This is a genomic window from Gluconacetobacter azotocaptans (assembly GCF_014174355.1).
In the GTDB taxonomy this organism is placed as follows: Bacteria; Pseudomonadota; Alphaproteobacteria; order Acetobacterales; family Acetobacteraceae; genus Gluconacetobacter; species Gluconacetobacter azotocaptans.
This window is the reverse complement of sequence record NZ_JABEQF010000003.1, coordinates 87742-101419: the sequence shown is the minus strand read 5'-3', so window position 1 is coordinate 101419 and position 13678 is coordinate 87742. Positions and strand designations below refer to the sequence as shown.

Sequence of the window (13678 nt, the reverse complement as noted above, 5' to 3'; positions counted from 1 at the left end):
TCACGACGCGAAGGTGATGGTGCCCAGCGTGGGCATGCAGCCGTTCGTTGCTCCAACGACCGGGGCCGAAGGCGACGCGACACTGAAGGTGGGCAGTCCGAGCGCAGAAATAGCCTCGTCCCACATGTTCGGGTGGATCGTGCCGTTCGCATAAGGCGCGCCAGGCGGCTGCCACGTGCCCTTCGGCGAGGAGAGGCGCGTGAACATGTCCTGCAGCGCCTCCGTAATGGCTTCCTGGTTGGCTTCCGTGTTCGCGGTGCCCAGGTCGGCGATCACGAACGGCGTCGGCTGGGCGATTGGCGAGCAAACGATAACCAGGTCCGTGACCGACTGGTCGACGCTGACCGCATCCGCCACGGTCAGCTGATCGCCGGTTGCCGTCGCATAACGCGGCTCGGCGGTCGATGCCCCATTCGTTCCCTGCGGGAATCCGCCGTGGGCAGCCTGGGCTTTGTCCAGCATGATATAGAGCACCACAGTTCCCGCGCCGGCGCCGTTCGGCGCGCACCAGGCGCGGGTGATTCCCGCGACGTCCGTCGCCCATCCGACATAGTCCACCGGCTTCCCGTTGGTGCCGCCTGCCTGATAGGCCGCAATGGTCCGCCCTCTGAAGGAGGTCTGGTCCTCGATGTCGGCGCCCCCGGTCCACGATGCCGTCACGGTGCCCGAAGTCTGGATGCCCGGGACGGGGCTGCTGAGGGTCGCAATCGTGCCGGCCGGCACGTTTCCGGCCGCGCCGGCCGCCGCCATCGTGGCGTTCGCGACTGTCACGCCGTTGGTGGTGACGCTGTCGGCCGTCGTGGTGGCGACGTAGCCGCCGGTGAGGGTGATCTGCGTGCCCGCCGGGATGATCGAGGTACCGGTTGCCGCGAATGACACAGGACCCGATGCGGCCGTCGCCGCCTTCAGGAAGACGTTCTTGAGGGCCGCCCAGCCCGCCAGGAATTCATCCTGCGCGGTCCAGGGCACCGATTGCAGCGACACCCAGTCGATATAGCCGTAATGCAGCCACGCCAGCCCGCATAGGACCATGGACAGCACATACAGGACCGAGAAGCGCAGCAGGGAGACCACGCCCGGAATGCCGCCGCTGACGACATCCTGCACCGCCTGCTGGCGCAGCTGGGTCAAGGTAGGACGTGCATAGGGCATTTACGAGAGTTCCTGCCAGGACCAGGCGAAACGGAATGTGGTCGGTGTCGATGCCATGGCCTCGGTCACTGCCACGCTGAACTCGACACCCTGTCGGTTGGTGGGGTTCCACCACGCATCGACGACCACGGACGATGCGACGCCATCATCGACCATCCATTGCAGGGCCTCAGCCAGGATGACCTTGACCTCCGCCGGGATCGCCGTCGCGCCCGCCTTCACGGCCCGCGCCAGTTCCCACAGGCGCGAGCCGATCGGCACATCGGCGAAGGCGTCCCCCCACCAGCCGCGCCGGTCGTCCTGGGCGCTGCCCGTGGGGCCGGCCGGCCCCGTGATGCCGGCCGCGACGTCGGTGGTATCGGGCTGGGCCGGCGCGATGCGGTCGGTGAAGATCGAGATCATCACCGCCGATGTCAGGGCGTCGCCCAGCGCCAGGTCGCCGCCCATGATCGACCAGTCTCCGGTTCCCGTGTCCGGGTCCCATGATATTGCGATATCCATGCTCTATCCGTCAGGTGGTGACGGGCGCGCCGGTCTGGTCGTTGCCCTGTTGCACGCCGCCATGTTCGTGGGTCGTCAGATGCACGCCGTCGGCGATGAAATCGGCCGCCGTGACAGTGCCGGAGAAGGTCCAGTTGCCGCTGATCGTGCCCTTGCCGCTGACCGGATCGATCTGGATCGATCCATCCGACTTCATCCAGACTCGCGATCCGGTCCGGGGATGGTAAAGGCTCACGTCACCAGGTTGAAGGGCGGCCGGGCGGTTGCGCTGATCCCCACTGGCGACGGCAACGCCGCGCGTACGGTCGCCGCCTTGGAAGATCACAACGATGTCTGCCCCTTCCACCGGGCGGCTTGCCAACCCGTATTGCTGCAGCAGCGGGACGTCCGACCGGATTTCGCCTCCCGGCAGCACCACCTGGAGGCGTGAAACGGTCAAGCTTTCGTCGGTATCTGCGATCTGGCGCGCAATGCCCAGCGCCATCAGGATGCGCTGGCCCAGGCGCCGCAGCGGCGCCGTCACATGCCCCCCGGCAGCGGCGCGGTATCGGTGCTGGTGATGGCACGCATGCCTTCATTCTGCTGCACCGGCAGAAGGATGGGTTCCGGCGTCATGGCCTCGGGCGGCATCAGGGTCACATCGCAATGCGTACCCCCTTCATCGCGCCGGAAGACCAATTCCACGATCAGCCGTTCGATCCCGTCGCGCTTCAAGGCCTTCAGACTGACCTGTGCAACCGTGTTGGGCGCCCACAGATTGCCCTGTCCGTCGCGCCAGCTGTCGCAGGTCAGTTCGATCACTTGCGACCGCCCGTAGCGGCGGTTGGATTCCCACTGCACGCGGCGTTTGGCGTAGTCGTAATTGGCATCGTCGCCGGCCTCGATCGGCAGCAGCATCTTGCGCCAGGGCCGGGTGTTGGTGACGCCCTGGTCGTAGGCAATGGCATTGACCGGCTTGGTCTTGGCCGTGAATTCGCTGACATAGTCGCTGCTGGTCGGCGACTGGGTCAGCACCAGCGGCGTCTGGATGATTGCTTGGATCGACGCGAAACGCCCCGCCTGGCTGGCGCGCACGCGCGCTGCCTCGACATTCCGGCCCTGGGCGAATGCGGACGGGACAATTGTGGTGCCGACCGGGGCAAGGGTGATATTGCCGTCCGGGCGATCATAGAACAGGCAGTTGGCCAGGCGGCACACCCGCTCGATCGCCTCGTACGCCGTTTCCGACAGAATGATCGAAAAGATCTGGATATCGACATTGCCGGCACCATTCACCGGATAGACTGAGATGCCGGCGGTCGCCGCCAGCTTCTGGATGATCGCCAGCGCATTCATGCTGTTGAGCTGATAGGTCGCAATCTCGGCCGCCGATTCCACCAGGTCGATCGATTTCGAGGCCACGGCGACATGGACGGTGTGGCTGTCCGGCGTTATCTCGCGGTCCACCGTGATCACGTATCCGGTGATGACCGGGTCGTTGCCGATCAGGATCTGGCATACGTCGCCTTCGTTGATCGTCACCGCGGTCTGGCTGTCCGGCTGCCATTCGGTGGCGATCAGGTCGGCCGACCAGGGCATGATTTCCACGCCGCAGCGGATCTGCACCTCGGTCCAGCCGGTGATCTTGACGCCGCCCACGACGATCGAAACCGCGTCCGACGGCTGGTTGCCGTAGCCCAGCACGTCGCCGATCGATGACAGCAATCCTGACATTTTGGTGACCTTCCACAGTTCCCAAATTGGGAATATTTCTCTTGTTCCCAAAAATGGAACATGCTAGAAAATCGACATGAACGTGATCGCGCTGAAAACCCTCAGGGACTTCTGGGTCGCCGAACCCAAGGCGGAGACACCGCTGCGCGCGTGGTATGCCCTGGCGGCGAAGGCGGAATGGGCCGGCCCCGCCGATATCCGCGCGATGTTCAACAGCGCGGATTTCGTCGGCGACAACCGGGTGATTTTCAATATCGGCGGCAACAAGTACCGGCTGATTGTTCATGTGGCCTATCGCCACAAGCGCGTGCTGATCAAGTTTGTCGGCACACACAAGGATTATGACGACATCGACCCGGAGACCGTGTGATGATGATGGACATTCGACCGATCCGCACAGACGCGGACCATGAATGGGCGCTCAAGGAAATCGAGCGTTATTTCGAAAACGAGCCCTCCCCCGGATCGCCGGACGGCGACCGGTTCGACGTGCTGGCCACGTTGATCGAGGCCTATGAGCGCGCGCATTTCCCCATCGAAGCGCCCGCCCCCATCGATGTGCTGCGGTTCTACATGGAGCAGAACGGCCTGGCGCAGGCCGACCTGGCCCAGGTGCTGGGTTCGCGCCCCCGCGCCAGCGAGGTGCTGGCCGGCCGGCGGGACCTGAGCCTGACGATGATCGCGGCAATCCGGGCGGCATGGGGCATTCCTGCCGACCTGCTGGTTCCGCAACGGATCGCCGCGTAAGCCCTCGTCAACTGGACAGCGCCTCGAAACTGGTCGGCATGAAGGCCGGATGAATCGGGTTGGCCCGCTGGATCAGATCCGGGGCGCGCGTGGCGTTGGCATAGACCTGCTGGGCCAGCACCAGGGCGGGCAGCGGGGCATTGCGCTCCACCGTGATGATGTCGGGCAATTGACTGGCCCGCTGCGCCAGATCCTGCAGCACATCGGCCCGCAACGCGCGCAGGGCCTGCCATGTGGCGTCATAGCCCGCGTCAGCCGCGATCGTGGCCTCGTTGTCCAGCAGGATGCCGACCTGCTGGCGCAGGGCCTCGGCCTGATTGGACGACGTGGGCTGCCAGTCGGAACAGGCGGTCGCGATCGACAGCAACGCGCCCTGGCGGCACAGGGCCGCCGTGGCCGTCCGCACCGTCGCGATCGCGCCCCCGATCGGCGCCGACGACGCCAGCACGGCGGGATCGTAGGACGTCAGCTGCATCAGCAGCGCGATCTGGGTGCCCGGGTCCGGGATCGCGGTGCGCAAGGCCTCCGGCACCGCAAGAACGGCAGCGGCCAGCGTGCCGGTGCTGGCCTGGTCCGCGATCGCCGCCGCCGTGGCGGCCAGTGTCTGCTGGCTGATGCCCAAGGCCGCCAGGGCGCTGGACACCGTCGCCGACGGATCGACCATGCCGGCATTGAGGTTGGCATAGCGCCCATTATTGCCCGGCACCGTCGCGACCGACGCCGCAAAGGCGGCGGGCGACGACAGGGCCGACACCGCGCCGGCCGCCCAGTTGGTCGCTGTGTCCACGGCCGCCGCCACGACCGAGGCACCGACGGCCATAGGCGCCGCGGTGGCGTTGCCGTAATCGGACGACGATGCGGCGTTGAACGCCAGCGTCGCCACGCCGATCGCGGCATGCAACGCCGTCAGGACTAGGCCGCCGAGGTAGTTTTTCTGCTCCAGGAACTCGAATTCCAGGTCGATCACCCCGGAATAGCCATCCCGCTCCCGCCATTCGAAGCGCAGGCATGCGGCCTGGACTGCACCGATCGAGGGATGCAGCAACAGGCCTGGGCCCTTGGTCTCCACCGCGTTGACAAGCAGGTCGCGCTGTGTCGCCGCCAGTGCGCCCGTGACGAAGCCCCGGACGCGATAGAGCCGTCCCTTGCGCCCCAGATCCTCGGCCCAGGGCGTATCGCGGTAGGGATAGTCATGGACCGCGAATTTCCGCCCCGGCTGCCCGCCGCTGCCCACAACCGCGAAGGGTACGCCACGGAACGAGCATTGCAGATATTCGGCCGCCGTGCTGACCAGGGATGATAGGGCACCGGACACGTTACAAACCTCCCCCCGATAGCTCCGGCGTCATCGCCCGGCTCTGGCTGATGGATGACACCCGCACGCCCGGGCTGGCCGACGTGGCCCGGACGGTCGACCCGGGCGGGGCGTTTTCGTGACGGATCTCGACCCTTAAAAGCGCGATCGCGTCTGCAAGACTAGGGCCGTTGACGTTGCCGGGCGGGACGGTGACGGGCGGGGCGGATGCCGCCAGATTTCTGGCAATCAGGTCGGAGTAGGCTGTCCCAGGCGTGCCATTGGCATCAGATCCGACCCTCCCGGTGCTGAGGAAGGTCAGCGCCGCCCCGGCGCCCTGGTTGTGGGCGTAGCCCAGAACCTCCAGCCTCTGCTGGTCGGTCATTCTCCTGAAGGACCCGCTATAGGCATTCAGGGTCGCCTGATTGGACGCAGTATAAGCGCGGAAAAACCGTTCCTGCATTCCGGGATCGTTCAGAAACTGGGCCTGCGATGGCACGGCCTCGTGCAGCCAACGTGCCGCGTCCGTGATGGCGCCCCTGCCCATCTGGTATCGCCCGGCGTAGGCGCCTCCGGCGCCACCCATCTGGTCATAACGGGCATGTTCGATTGCTGCGACGCTCCGGGCGTAGATGCCGAACAGACCATCGTTTTTCGTAGGGTCGCTGCGGAGCGACCGGCGCAGGTCCGACGAAAGCGTGTCGTTTGATGCGGTATAAGAAGGATGTAGCGCCTCGTAGGCCGCCCAGCCCAAGGCGGTCCGTTTGGCGGCGCCCAACCCGAAGCGGCCCACGGCAGCGAGAACGCCCCCCTTGGCAACCGACGAGGCTCCTCCCGCCGCCGCTGCGGCCTCTTTCGCGGCCTGAAGGGTGCGGTATGACGTCGCCAGGGACAGAATGGCCATGCCGACCTGTCCGATGCGGAGCACGACGCTGGCGCCCCACAACTCGGCCCCGATCATCGCAATCTGCTTGGCGGTGTCGAGCCAGCCCCCCAGCCCGTCCACTACGCCGGAAATCTCGTCATAGACGCGATGGATGCGATCCTTGATCTCCTGCCAGCCCCCATTGCGCATCCACCGCGCGAAGTCGCGGGCATATTCTCCGGCCTTCTGCGAGATCCATTCCCGATTATTGTTGATCAGGTCCGCGAAGAAGCCGTTCAGATCTTCCAGCGCGGGGGATAGCGATTCGGCAAGGCTGTCGCCGAACCCTTCCGACGCCAGGCGCAGTGCCACGAAGGAATGATTGAACCGCCTGGCCGCGTCGGTGTTGCGTTCTGTCGAGGCGCCATACTTGTCCGCAAGGCGGACATCGGCCTGATATTGATCTTCCGTTTCATTCAGGATCGGCATCAGCCCCTGCGCGGCCCCGCCGAACGCGGCGAACGCCGCGATCGTGCGCGCGGCGGGGTCGCGGATGGCGCGAATTTTCTGGGCGATGCGCTCGAACATCTTATCAGGCGCGATCGTCTGCAATTCGCGCAGGGAGATTCCCAGCGCCTGGAACTGCGCCGCGGCCTCGGGCGCGAAGCCGTTCGCGGCTTCCCACCTGGTGGTGGAGAGCTGCTGCAGTGCGTCGCCCATGGCATCGCCCGATCCGCCCGCCAGTTCGGCCGCGCCGCGCATGGACTGCAACCGCTTCGGCGCCATGCCCATGGCGCGGGCGGCAGTGCCCAGCCGGGTGCCGACCTCGGCCCAGGCCGTCGCCAGGCGGTAGACGCCCGCCACGCTGGCCGCGCCGGTGATCGTGCCGAGGACCGGCACGATCTGCCCCATGGTGCGGAAGACACCCAGGGCGGAGCGCCCGACGCGCGCCATGCCGTTGTTCAGCGTGCTGAGGCCCGACAGGTGGGCAAAGCGCCCGAACGATGACCGCAGGCGCTCGACCGGCGCGCGCATCCGGTCCAGCCGTCCGTTGATCCGGTCCACGATCGCCGACGCGCGGTCGACGGCCGAGATCGTGACCTTAGCGCCGACGTTTGCCATTCTCTGCCGCTTTCTTCTGCTGTTCGCCGATGCGGTTGGCTTGCTCAACCCATTCGAGCATCGCCGTTCCGGTCAGGCTCTCCGCTTCGATCCGGGTCCAGCCCGTGAAAAAGCGGCTCAGCTCGCCCGGTAATTCGGCCCAGTTCGCGGGCCACGTGTAAAAAAACCGGTCAGGTAATCCGCCGCCTGCGCGAATTTCCCGATCGGCATTTTCAGGACGGCGGCCATCGGCCAGCCGCTGACGGCAGCGACCAGGTCGATTTCCCCCTGCACGAAGGCCTCGGGCGTTTCGCGTGCGGTGCGGGCGATATAGGCCTTGCGCTGAGCGACGGTCGGTTCATGCAAGGCCATGTCGCCATGGTCCTGCCCGACTGCCTGGACCGGCGGAGACAGGACCAGGCGGAGATCGGACGACAAGTCGGGGTCTTCATCCGCAGGCCGGCGGGCATTTTCCTCGAAATCGGTGACGTAGGCCACCGCGCGGTCCAGGGCCCTGACCGGCAGCCTGTCGATCGCCGCCGCTGGCCATTTGGCAACACGGGCCACCAGATCAAGCTGCGCCGCGTAGGCCGTCGATCGTGTGGCCCGCGCACCCATGACCCTGGTCGAGAACAGGACCTCGGCCACCAGCGGCTCGCGCAGGCGCAGTTCCGTGTAGCGGGTCCCCTTCCACTCGATCGACTCGTCCAGCACGATCAGGCCGGGCTCGTCGGGGGCGGCTTCGTCGTCCGGGGCCGCCATGGCGGACAGGACGTATTCGTCGGACAGATCCAGGGTCATGCCACCACATCCACGGTCACGGTGTCGCTCTCGCAGTGGAACTCGAAGGTTCCTTCCTGCGTGTTCACATTGATCCGCTCGGTCTGCCAGGCATTCACGGCGGTAACGATCTGGCCGTTGACCTTGACCATCACCACGGTCAGGCTGCTGGCACCCTGCAGCGACGTGGCGTCGAAGTCGGGGCGGTCGCGCAGGGTGGCCTGGATGAAGCCCTCGCCGGGCATGGTCGAGAAACCCTCGACCGCGCTCTGCCCCTTCAGGGTTTCGTTGACCGGACCGCTGGCCTGGTGTTGCGCCTCGCCGACGATGTTGAAGACCTCGCCATTGATCGTCAGCGTCGCCTGGCCCGAAAGGGGGCCACGATAGACGGTTGCCATGGTTTTTGTGTTCCCCTTACGATTTCACGAACTGGCAGTTGCCGGCGATCTGCCAAAGCTGGTTGGCGAAATCGTACGGCATCAGCAGGCTGACCTGCCCGTTGCCGGCGTTCTGCGCGACCAGGTTCTGCGCGAAGGTATCCGCGTTCTGAACCCACAGCTGCTGCCCCTGCCAGCGATAGCGGGCCACCACCGACTTGCCGATCAGCTGCGCGGTGGTGAACTTCGCCCCCGCCGGAATCACGGTGCCGTCGGCGACCAGGCCGTATCCGCCGAACTGGCTGGACAGGTAGGTCTGCATGTCCTGCAGGCAGATTTCCGCCGTCAGCAGGGTTTCGATGTCCAGGTAGCTGTCGTCCGGCTCGCCGGACGCATTTTCCTGGTAGGTCGTGATCAGCCGCTCGACCATCACCGTACCGCTGTCATCGACCTTGTGGGTCGAGATGCCATCCCACAGCAGGCTGTTGCGCTGCGACGAGATGAACCGGCCGGCATCGGACGGCGGCAGCACGTTCAGTACGCCCGCGCTGCCGGTGATCGGCAGGGTGGGATTGGTGCGCATCGAAATCGCGGTCACCGCGCCGATTTCGGTGGCCCATGCCATGGGCGCCGACGGACTGTCGGATATGCCCATGATCGTCGTGTGCGGGTCGTTCTGGGTCAGGCCGAAGGCCGTGGCCTCGCCATAGCTGCCGCGATAGGCGGTGACGCCGTGGCCATAGATCTGTTCGGACGGTGCCCACCGGCCGGTCAGGTTGTCGAACTGCGTCTTGAACACCGACAGGCTGGCCGTGTCGGTATAGGGGTGGATGAACAGGTCATAGACCCGGTCGCCCAGCCCGGACAGCGCCGAGGCCAGCGTCGTGGGGTTCTGCGTGCCCCCGGTCATCTGCGCCAGCGTGACGGTGATTCCGGACGGCGTCTGCTGGCCGCCCGCGGTGCCCAGCACGTTGAGGCCCAGCAGGATATCGTTGCCGGACATCCCCTTGTTGAGCGCCGTGACGTCGACCTTCCCCGCCGTGGTGCCGTCGACAGCCACGGTGACCGGCAGGCCCGATACGCCGGCAGCGGCGGAGACGATATTGGTCGCGATCGTGGCGGGCGTGTCGCCGGCCGTCACCAGCACCGGCACCAGGGCATCGCCGATATACAGGGCCAGCGTGCCGGAGGCGGCCGCCGTGCCGCCGATGGTGACGGAGCCCGTCGCGGCGACCGAGGCCGCATCGTCGCCCAGCGGCAGCACCCAGACCTCACCCTGGCTGTCCAGCGCCATGTAGCGCGCGACCATGATGGCGCATTGGGACCCGGCGCCGTATTTCGTCACCGCGTCGGTCGGGCCAGCGGAGATCGACGCGGTGCCGGCGGTCGCGGAGCCAGCGGCCAGCATCTGGCCGACGATCAGGACGCGCCGCGCGGTCTGGGCGGTATTGGCCTTGGAATTGTCCAGGGCGAAGCGGATGCCGGGAACGCGCGTGTTCGCGGCATAGCCCGGGATGGTGATGCTGCCGCTCATTTCTGGACCTCAGGCGCGGGCGGGATGGCGGGTGCGGGCTGGGCGGCCACGGGGGCGGCCACGGGCGGCGTGGCCTTCACCACGTCGCCGTTGCGCTCGCACAGCAGCCAGAAGGTCGTTTCGGGGACGGTTTCGCCCGCCTCGGACAACAGCCGGCGGGTGCCGGGCCAGCGCACGGCGCGGCCCGGGGCGGGTTTTACGAACATGAGGGGATGTCCTCAGGATTGAGGGAAGGTGACGTCCATGGCGGCAAAATCGGTGTTCCCGCCGGACTGCAGGGTACCGGTGATGGAGGTCAGGGCCGGCCCGGTGATCGGGTAGAACTCGGTCCATTCCAGGTAGAAATCCATCCGCGCCTCGCCGATCACCGGGTTGGTGTCCGCGTTGACCCGGATGCCGATTTCCATGCTGCTGACCTGCTGGATCATGGACAGCAGCGGGCTGTTGGTCATGATGGCCAGTTCGATCTGTTCGGTCAGGGCATCCAGCGCAGTCTCGGCGGCCGGGCCGCTGGATGCGCTGACGCGGGCGACCACCATGATCTGGGCGGTCCGCAGGAATTGCGGCGGCCCCCGGTTGAGGCTTTCGCCCCGGTCGGACGGGCTCTGGATATAGACGTTCGGCAGGTCGGCCGCCCGGCTGGGCATCGTCCGGGCGGTGAAGACATTCGCCCCCACCGCCGTGTTCGCCCCCAGGATCGCAGCGGCCACGGCCTCGCGCAGTTCCACGCGATAGAGGGTCATCCGTCGGCCTCGATCAGTTGCAGGTGCGCGGCCCCCTTGCCGTCGGGCTGGACCTCGTTGACCAGGTAGACCTGGCCGCCGACGGTGACCGTGTCGCCCTGCAGGGGCGGCGTGGGGAACTGGCTGAGCTGCACGCCCAGGATCGGCGTGCTGGCGGTGATATGGTCAGGGGCCATGCCGCCGTCGCCGCCTTCGACCATAAAGGCACGGAACCCGTTGTCGAAGATGGCGGTGATGGCGACGGGCTGCGCCCCCGGCGCGGCCGACGTCCAGGTGACGGTGTCATCCCCGAACGCCTGCATGCACGGCCCGATAACCAGGCCGTCCCAGTCGATGGCCATCGCCGGTCAGGCTTCCATGCGCCCGGACTGAAGGATTTCCGGGCGCGTGCAGATGTGCAGCGGATAGGAGTAGGTCTCCATCCGCCACCAGAAATTGCGGTCGCGATCGAAGATCGGGATGACATAGATCGGCTTGCCGAGCGTATTCACCCACTGGGCGGCCTCGGCTGGCGCCAAGGCGCGCTGGAAGACGCCGGGGGCACCCTGGGGAAAGAACTTCACCTTGTCCGTCGGTACGGCAACCGTCGTGTTGTCGTTCGACCCGCGATAGTTGAACCAGCTGATGCCGCCGAAGTCCATCGCCTCGAAGGCGGTTCCCTTCCGCAGTTCCCGAGCCGCCTCCCAGTTGAAGTAGGTGGTGAGGACGTCCTTGTGCGTGATCAGCGCATCCCAGAAATCATCGCCGCACATCGCCATGACACGGGTGGAAGGAAGCCATGCGCCCTGGGCTGCCCGCATCATCGCACGAACGATCTTGTTGCACTGAATGCGCAAGCTGCCGAGCGTGGGATCGGCGGCGTCAAGGGCGAAGCCGATTTCCTCGGGACGCTCGATCTCGAATTCCTGCGCCCAGTCGTAGAGCACGGACCCATCCGCGTCGAGCAGCTTGCCCTGGATGGCGCCCAGGCGGTGCAGTTCCCAGGTATATTCCATGTTCGCGGTCAGTCCGGTCGGGCCTGCCAAGCGGCGGCTGACTTCGTCCTGCACCTGCATCAGTTCAGTCTGAGTGCCGAAGGCGCGCACATTCTGCAATTCGGTCGCATAGATCGTGTCGCCATGAGCGAGGCGCGGCACCTGGAAGAAGCGTGCCTTACGCTTTTCCGTGTCGCGTTCGGTCGCCGGAGCACCGCGCGGCGATGTGGGGATGACGACCAGCTTCTGATCGCGTTCCTCGACCATCAGGAACGATGTGCGGATCGGCAGGTCCTCGAACAGGACGAGATCGCCGATTCCGGTCGGGTTGAAGGGTACCTTGTCGACGTAGCTGGTCAGCTCCATCGTCGTGAACGGGTCACGATTGAAGACGTTCAGCGAAACCATATCTGCATTCCGTGCGTGCGCAGCCGCGCCTCCCGGCCCGAGGCCTGGAAACGCGCATGCTGTCGTTGTTTAGAGAGGCGCGACTGCGCCAGGAATTATCGGGCGACGATGCCCGCGCCCGCCAGGCTGGCCAACGCCTGCGCCTGCGCCTGCAGGGCTGCCGCGTTCGCGGCGGCGGTCACCGATGCATCCCACTGGAGTTCGGCGCCGTTGACCTCGGCCATCCGTTTGATGACGGTGACCTTGCGGTAGGACAGGGCGGGAACCGTGACCAGATTGAAGAGGATGCCGACCGCCGCCGCCGCCCCGGTATAAGGCACGTATTGCGCGTCATTCGCCACGACGACGATCGTGAAGCCGTCGCCGGCAACGAATGCCGTTGCGCCCGCCGCGATGGTGAACGCCAGCCCCCCGCCGGAGAACGCGGCGCCCGTCGTGCCGGCCCCGATCTCGTTCCCGGAGGAATCGGAGACCGTGAAGGCAGTCGGCGCTGTGAACGCGACCGCATAGTTGCCCGGTACCGTGCCGCTGGCGACCGTTACAACACCAACGGTGCCGTTGCCCGTGTTCTCCACGCCGACGACGACATCGGCCTGGGCCGTTCCGCCAGCGCTGACCACCAGGCCGCCCTCAAAGGTCGCATCGGATTCCGTGACATTGACGATTTCCCCCAGATCCCGCGAGAGGAAACCGTTAGCCTCGCGGACCAGAAATGCGCCGTCATAAAAATATTCGTTCAGGACTGGACTGACCATTTCCCCGATCTCCTTCAGGATTTCAGCTTGATGCCGGCCCGCGCCGCCGATGCTTCCCAACTGCGGGACGCGCCGACAGATTCATCAGGCGCCGCCCGGTCCATTCCGACACGCGTATCGCCGAATGCGCGCATACGGGCGGAAAGACCGGTGTCGCCGGACCGCGATTGGGCGCCCGCGGCACTGGCGCGCAGCAGATCCACGGCCTGATTGCGCGGCAGGCTGGTGTTGAATGCGAGATGTGCCGCCAGATCGGGGCGCGTGGCGGCCGCCTTGGACCGGAAGATCGCGGCGCATCGGGCTCGCTCACGGGACCGGGCGGCCGAGGCCTGCGGATCGTCCTCGTCCGTCTCGTCATCGGCCGAGGCGTCGTCATCATCGTCGTCATTCGCCCGCTGACGCGATGCCCGGCGCCCCGCAGGCTCGCCGTCGCCCGCTTCGCCGTCATCGTCATTATCGGCGCGCCGGGCCCGGCGCCCATTGGGGCGATCTTCGTCATCGTCCCCAGCGTCATCGTCCGCGCCCCTGGCGCGGCGACCCCTCGGTCGGGCATCATCGTCGTCGTCATCGGATGCGCCGTCGCGGCCATCGTCGTCTTCGTCGGTGTCGACGCGATTGTCATCCTCTTCCGCGCGACGCCCGCGCGAGAGGGTGGTGGAGCCCAGCAGATGGGCGAACGACAGCGCTCCCCTGGCACGATTTGCCATTGACCTGTTCCCTTTCAGTTTTCTGAT

Annotated in this window: 17 protein-coding genes; 2 read left to right on the top strand and 15 right to left on the bottom strand. The window is 66.3% G+C overall.

What is annotated here, in order from left to right; translation table 11 throughout:
- From HLH34_RS04470 to HLH34_RS04455, 4 genes are read right to left on the bottom strand one after another with little or no spacing between them, the layout of a single operon-like run.
- Complete coding sequence (locus HLH34_RS04470) at window positions 1-1152, bottom strand: baseplate J/gp47 family protein (protein WP_183118412.1); 1152 nt, start codon at window positions 1150-1152, stop codon at window positions 1-3.
- The gene (locus tag HLH34_RS04465) at window positions 1153-1653 is read right to left on the bottom strand and encodes a phage GP46 family protein (RefSeq protein WP_183118411.1); all 501 of its coding nucleotides are present in this window, start codon (window positions 1651-1653) and stop codon (window positions 1153-1155) included.
- A 10-nt stretch (window positions 1654-1663) separates the two neighbouring features.
- Complete coding sequence (locus tag HLH34_RS04460) at window positions 1664-2176, bottom strand: phage baseplate assembly protein (RefSeq protein WP_183118410.1); 513 nt, start codon at window positions 2174-2176, stop codon at window positions 1664-1666.
- On the bottom strand, window positions 2173-3366 hold the full coding sequence (locus tag HLH34_RS04455) for a phage baseplate assembly protein (protein ID WP_183118409.1): 1194 nt from the start codon (window positions 3364-3366) through the stop codon (window positions 2173-2175). The genes HLH34_RS04460 and HLH34_RS04455 overlap by 4 nt, the downstream gene beginning before the upstream one ends.
- 76 nt (window positions 3367-3442) lie before the next feature.
- Between HLH34_RS04455 and HLH34_RS04450 the strand changes: the two genes are divergently transcribed.
- Together HLH34_RS04450 and HLH34_RS04445 are read left to right on the top strand one after the other, a co-directional pair.
- Window positions 3443-3736 carry a type II toxin-antitoxin system HigB family toxin gene (locus HLH34_RS04450; RefSeq protein WP_183118408.1) on the top strand — a complete coding sequence of 98 codons (294 nt, stop codon included), beginning with the start codon at window positions 3443-3445 and terminating at the stop codon, window positions 3734-3736.
- Window positions 3736-4113 carry a helix-turn-helix domain-containing protein gene (locus tag HLH34_RS04445; RefSeq protein ID WP_244959638.1) on the top strand — a complete coding sequence of 126 codons (378 nt, stop codon included), beginning with the start codon at window positions 3736-3738 and terminating at the stop codon, window positions 4111-4113. The genes HLH34_RS04450 and HLH34_RS04445 overlap by 1 nt, the downstream gene beginning before the upstream one ends.
- A gap of 7 nt (window positions 4114-4120) precedes the next feature.
- Here the strand turns inward: HLH34_RS04445 and HLH34_RS04440 are convergent, their stop codons facing one another.
- The 11 genes from HLH34_RS04440 to HLH34_RS19150 form a co-directional block, all read right to left on the bottom strand.
- On the bottom strand, window positions 4121-5428 hold the full coding sequence (locus HLH34_RS04440; RefSeq protein WP_183118407.1) for a DNA circularization protein: 1308 nt from the start codon (window positions 5426-5428) through the stop codon (window positions 4121-4123).
- 1 nt (window position 5429) lies between these two features.
- A complete protein-coding gene (locus tag HLH34_RS04435; RefSeq protein ID WP_183118406.1) occupies window positions 5430-7394 on the bottom strand; it encodes a hypothetical protein in 1965 nt (654 codons plus the stop codon).
- Between the two features lie 117 nt (window positions 7395-7511).
- A complete protein-coding gene (locus HLH34_RS04430) occupies window positions 7512-8174 on the bottom strand; it encodes a phage tail assembly protein (RefSeq protein WP_183118405.1) in 663 nt (220 codons plus the stop codon).
- Entirely contained in the window at window positions 8171-8551 is a 381-nt protein-coding gene (locus tag HLH34_RS04425; protein WP_183118404.1) for a phage tail tube protein, read from the bottom strand. Before HLH34_RS04425 ends, HLH34_RS04430 begins: the two co-directional genes overlap by 4 nt.
- Before the next feature lie 16 nt (window positions 8552-8567).
- Window positions 8568-10064 carry a phage tail sheath subtilisin-like domain-containing protein gene (locus tag HLH34_RS04420; RefSeq protein ID WP_183118403.1) on the bottom strand — a complete coding sequence of 499 codons (1497 nt, stop codon included), beginning with the start codon at window positions 10062-10064 and terminating at the stop codon, window positions 8568-8570.
- On the bottom strand, window positions 10061-10270 hold the full coding sequence (locus HLH34_RS04415) for a DUF2635 domain-containing protein (protein WP_183118402.1): 210 nt from the start codon (window positions 10268-10270) through the stop codon (window positions 10061-10063). The genes HLH34_RS04420 and HLH34_RS04415 overlap by 4 nt, the downstream gene beginning before the upstream one ends.
- 12 nt (window positions 10271-10282) lie before the next feature.
- Window positions 10283-10807, bottom strand: coding sequence for a hypothetical protein (locus tag HLH34_RS04410; protein ID WP_183118401.1), 525 nt, complete (start codon window positions 10805-10807; stop codon window positions 10283-10285).
- Complete coding sequence (locus tag HLH34_RS04405; protein ID WP_183118400.1) at window positions 10804-11148, bottom strand: head-tail joining protein; 345 nt, start codon at window positions 11146-11148, stop codon at window positions 10804-10806. Before HLH34_RS04405 ends, HLH34_RS04410 begins: the two co-directional genes overlap by 4 nt.
- Before the next feature lie 6 nt (window positions 11149-11154).
- Window positions 11155-12189, bottom strand: coding sequence for a major capsid protein (locus HLH34_RS04400; protein WP_183118399.1), 1035 nt, complete (start codon window positions 12187-12189; stop codon window positions 11155-11157).
- 95 nt (window positions 12190-12284) lie between these two features.
- On the bottom strand, window positions 12285-12944 hold the full coding sequence (locus HLH34_RS04395; protein WP_183118398.1) for a head decoration protein: 660 nt from the start codon (window positions 12942-12944) through the stop codon (window positions 12285-12287).
- Between the two features lie 14 nt (window positions 12945-12958).
- Window positions 12959-13651: a hypothetical protein gene (locus HLH34_RS19150; RefSeq protein ID WP_220792035.1), complete on the bottom strand. Its 693-nt coding sequence runs from the start codon at window positions 13649-13651 to the stop codon at window positions 12959-12961.
- Between the last annotated feature and the right edge of the window lie 27 nt (window positions 13652-13678).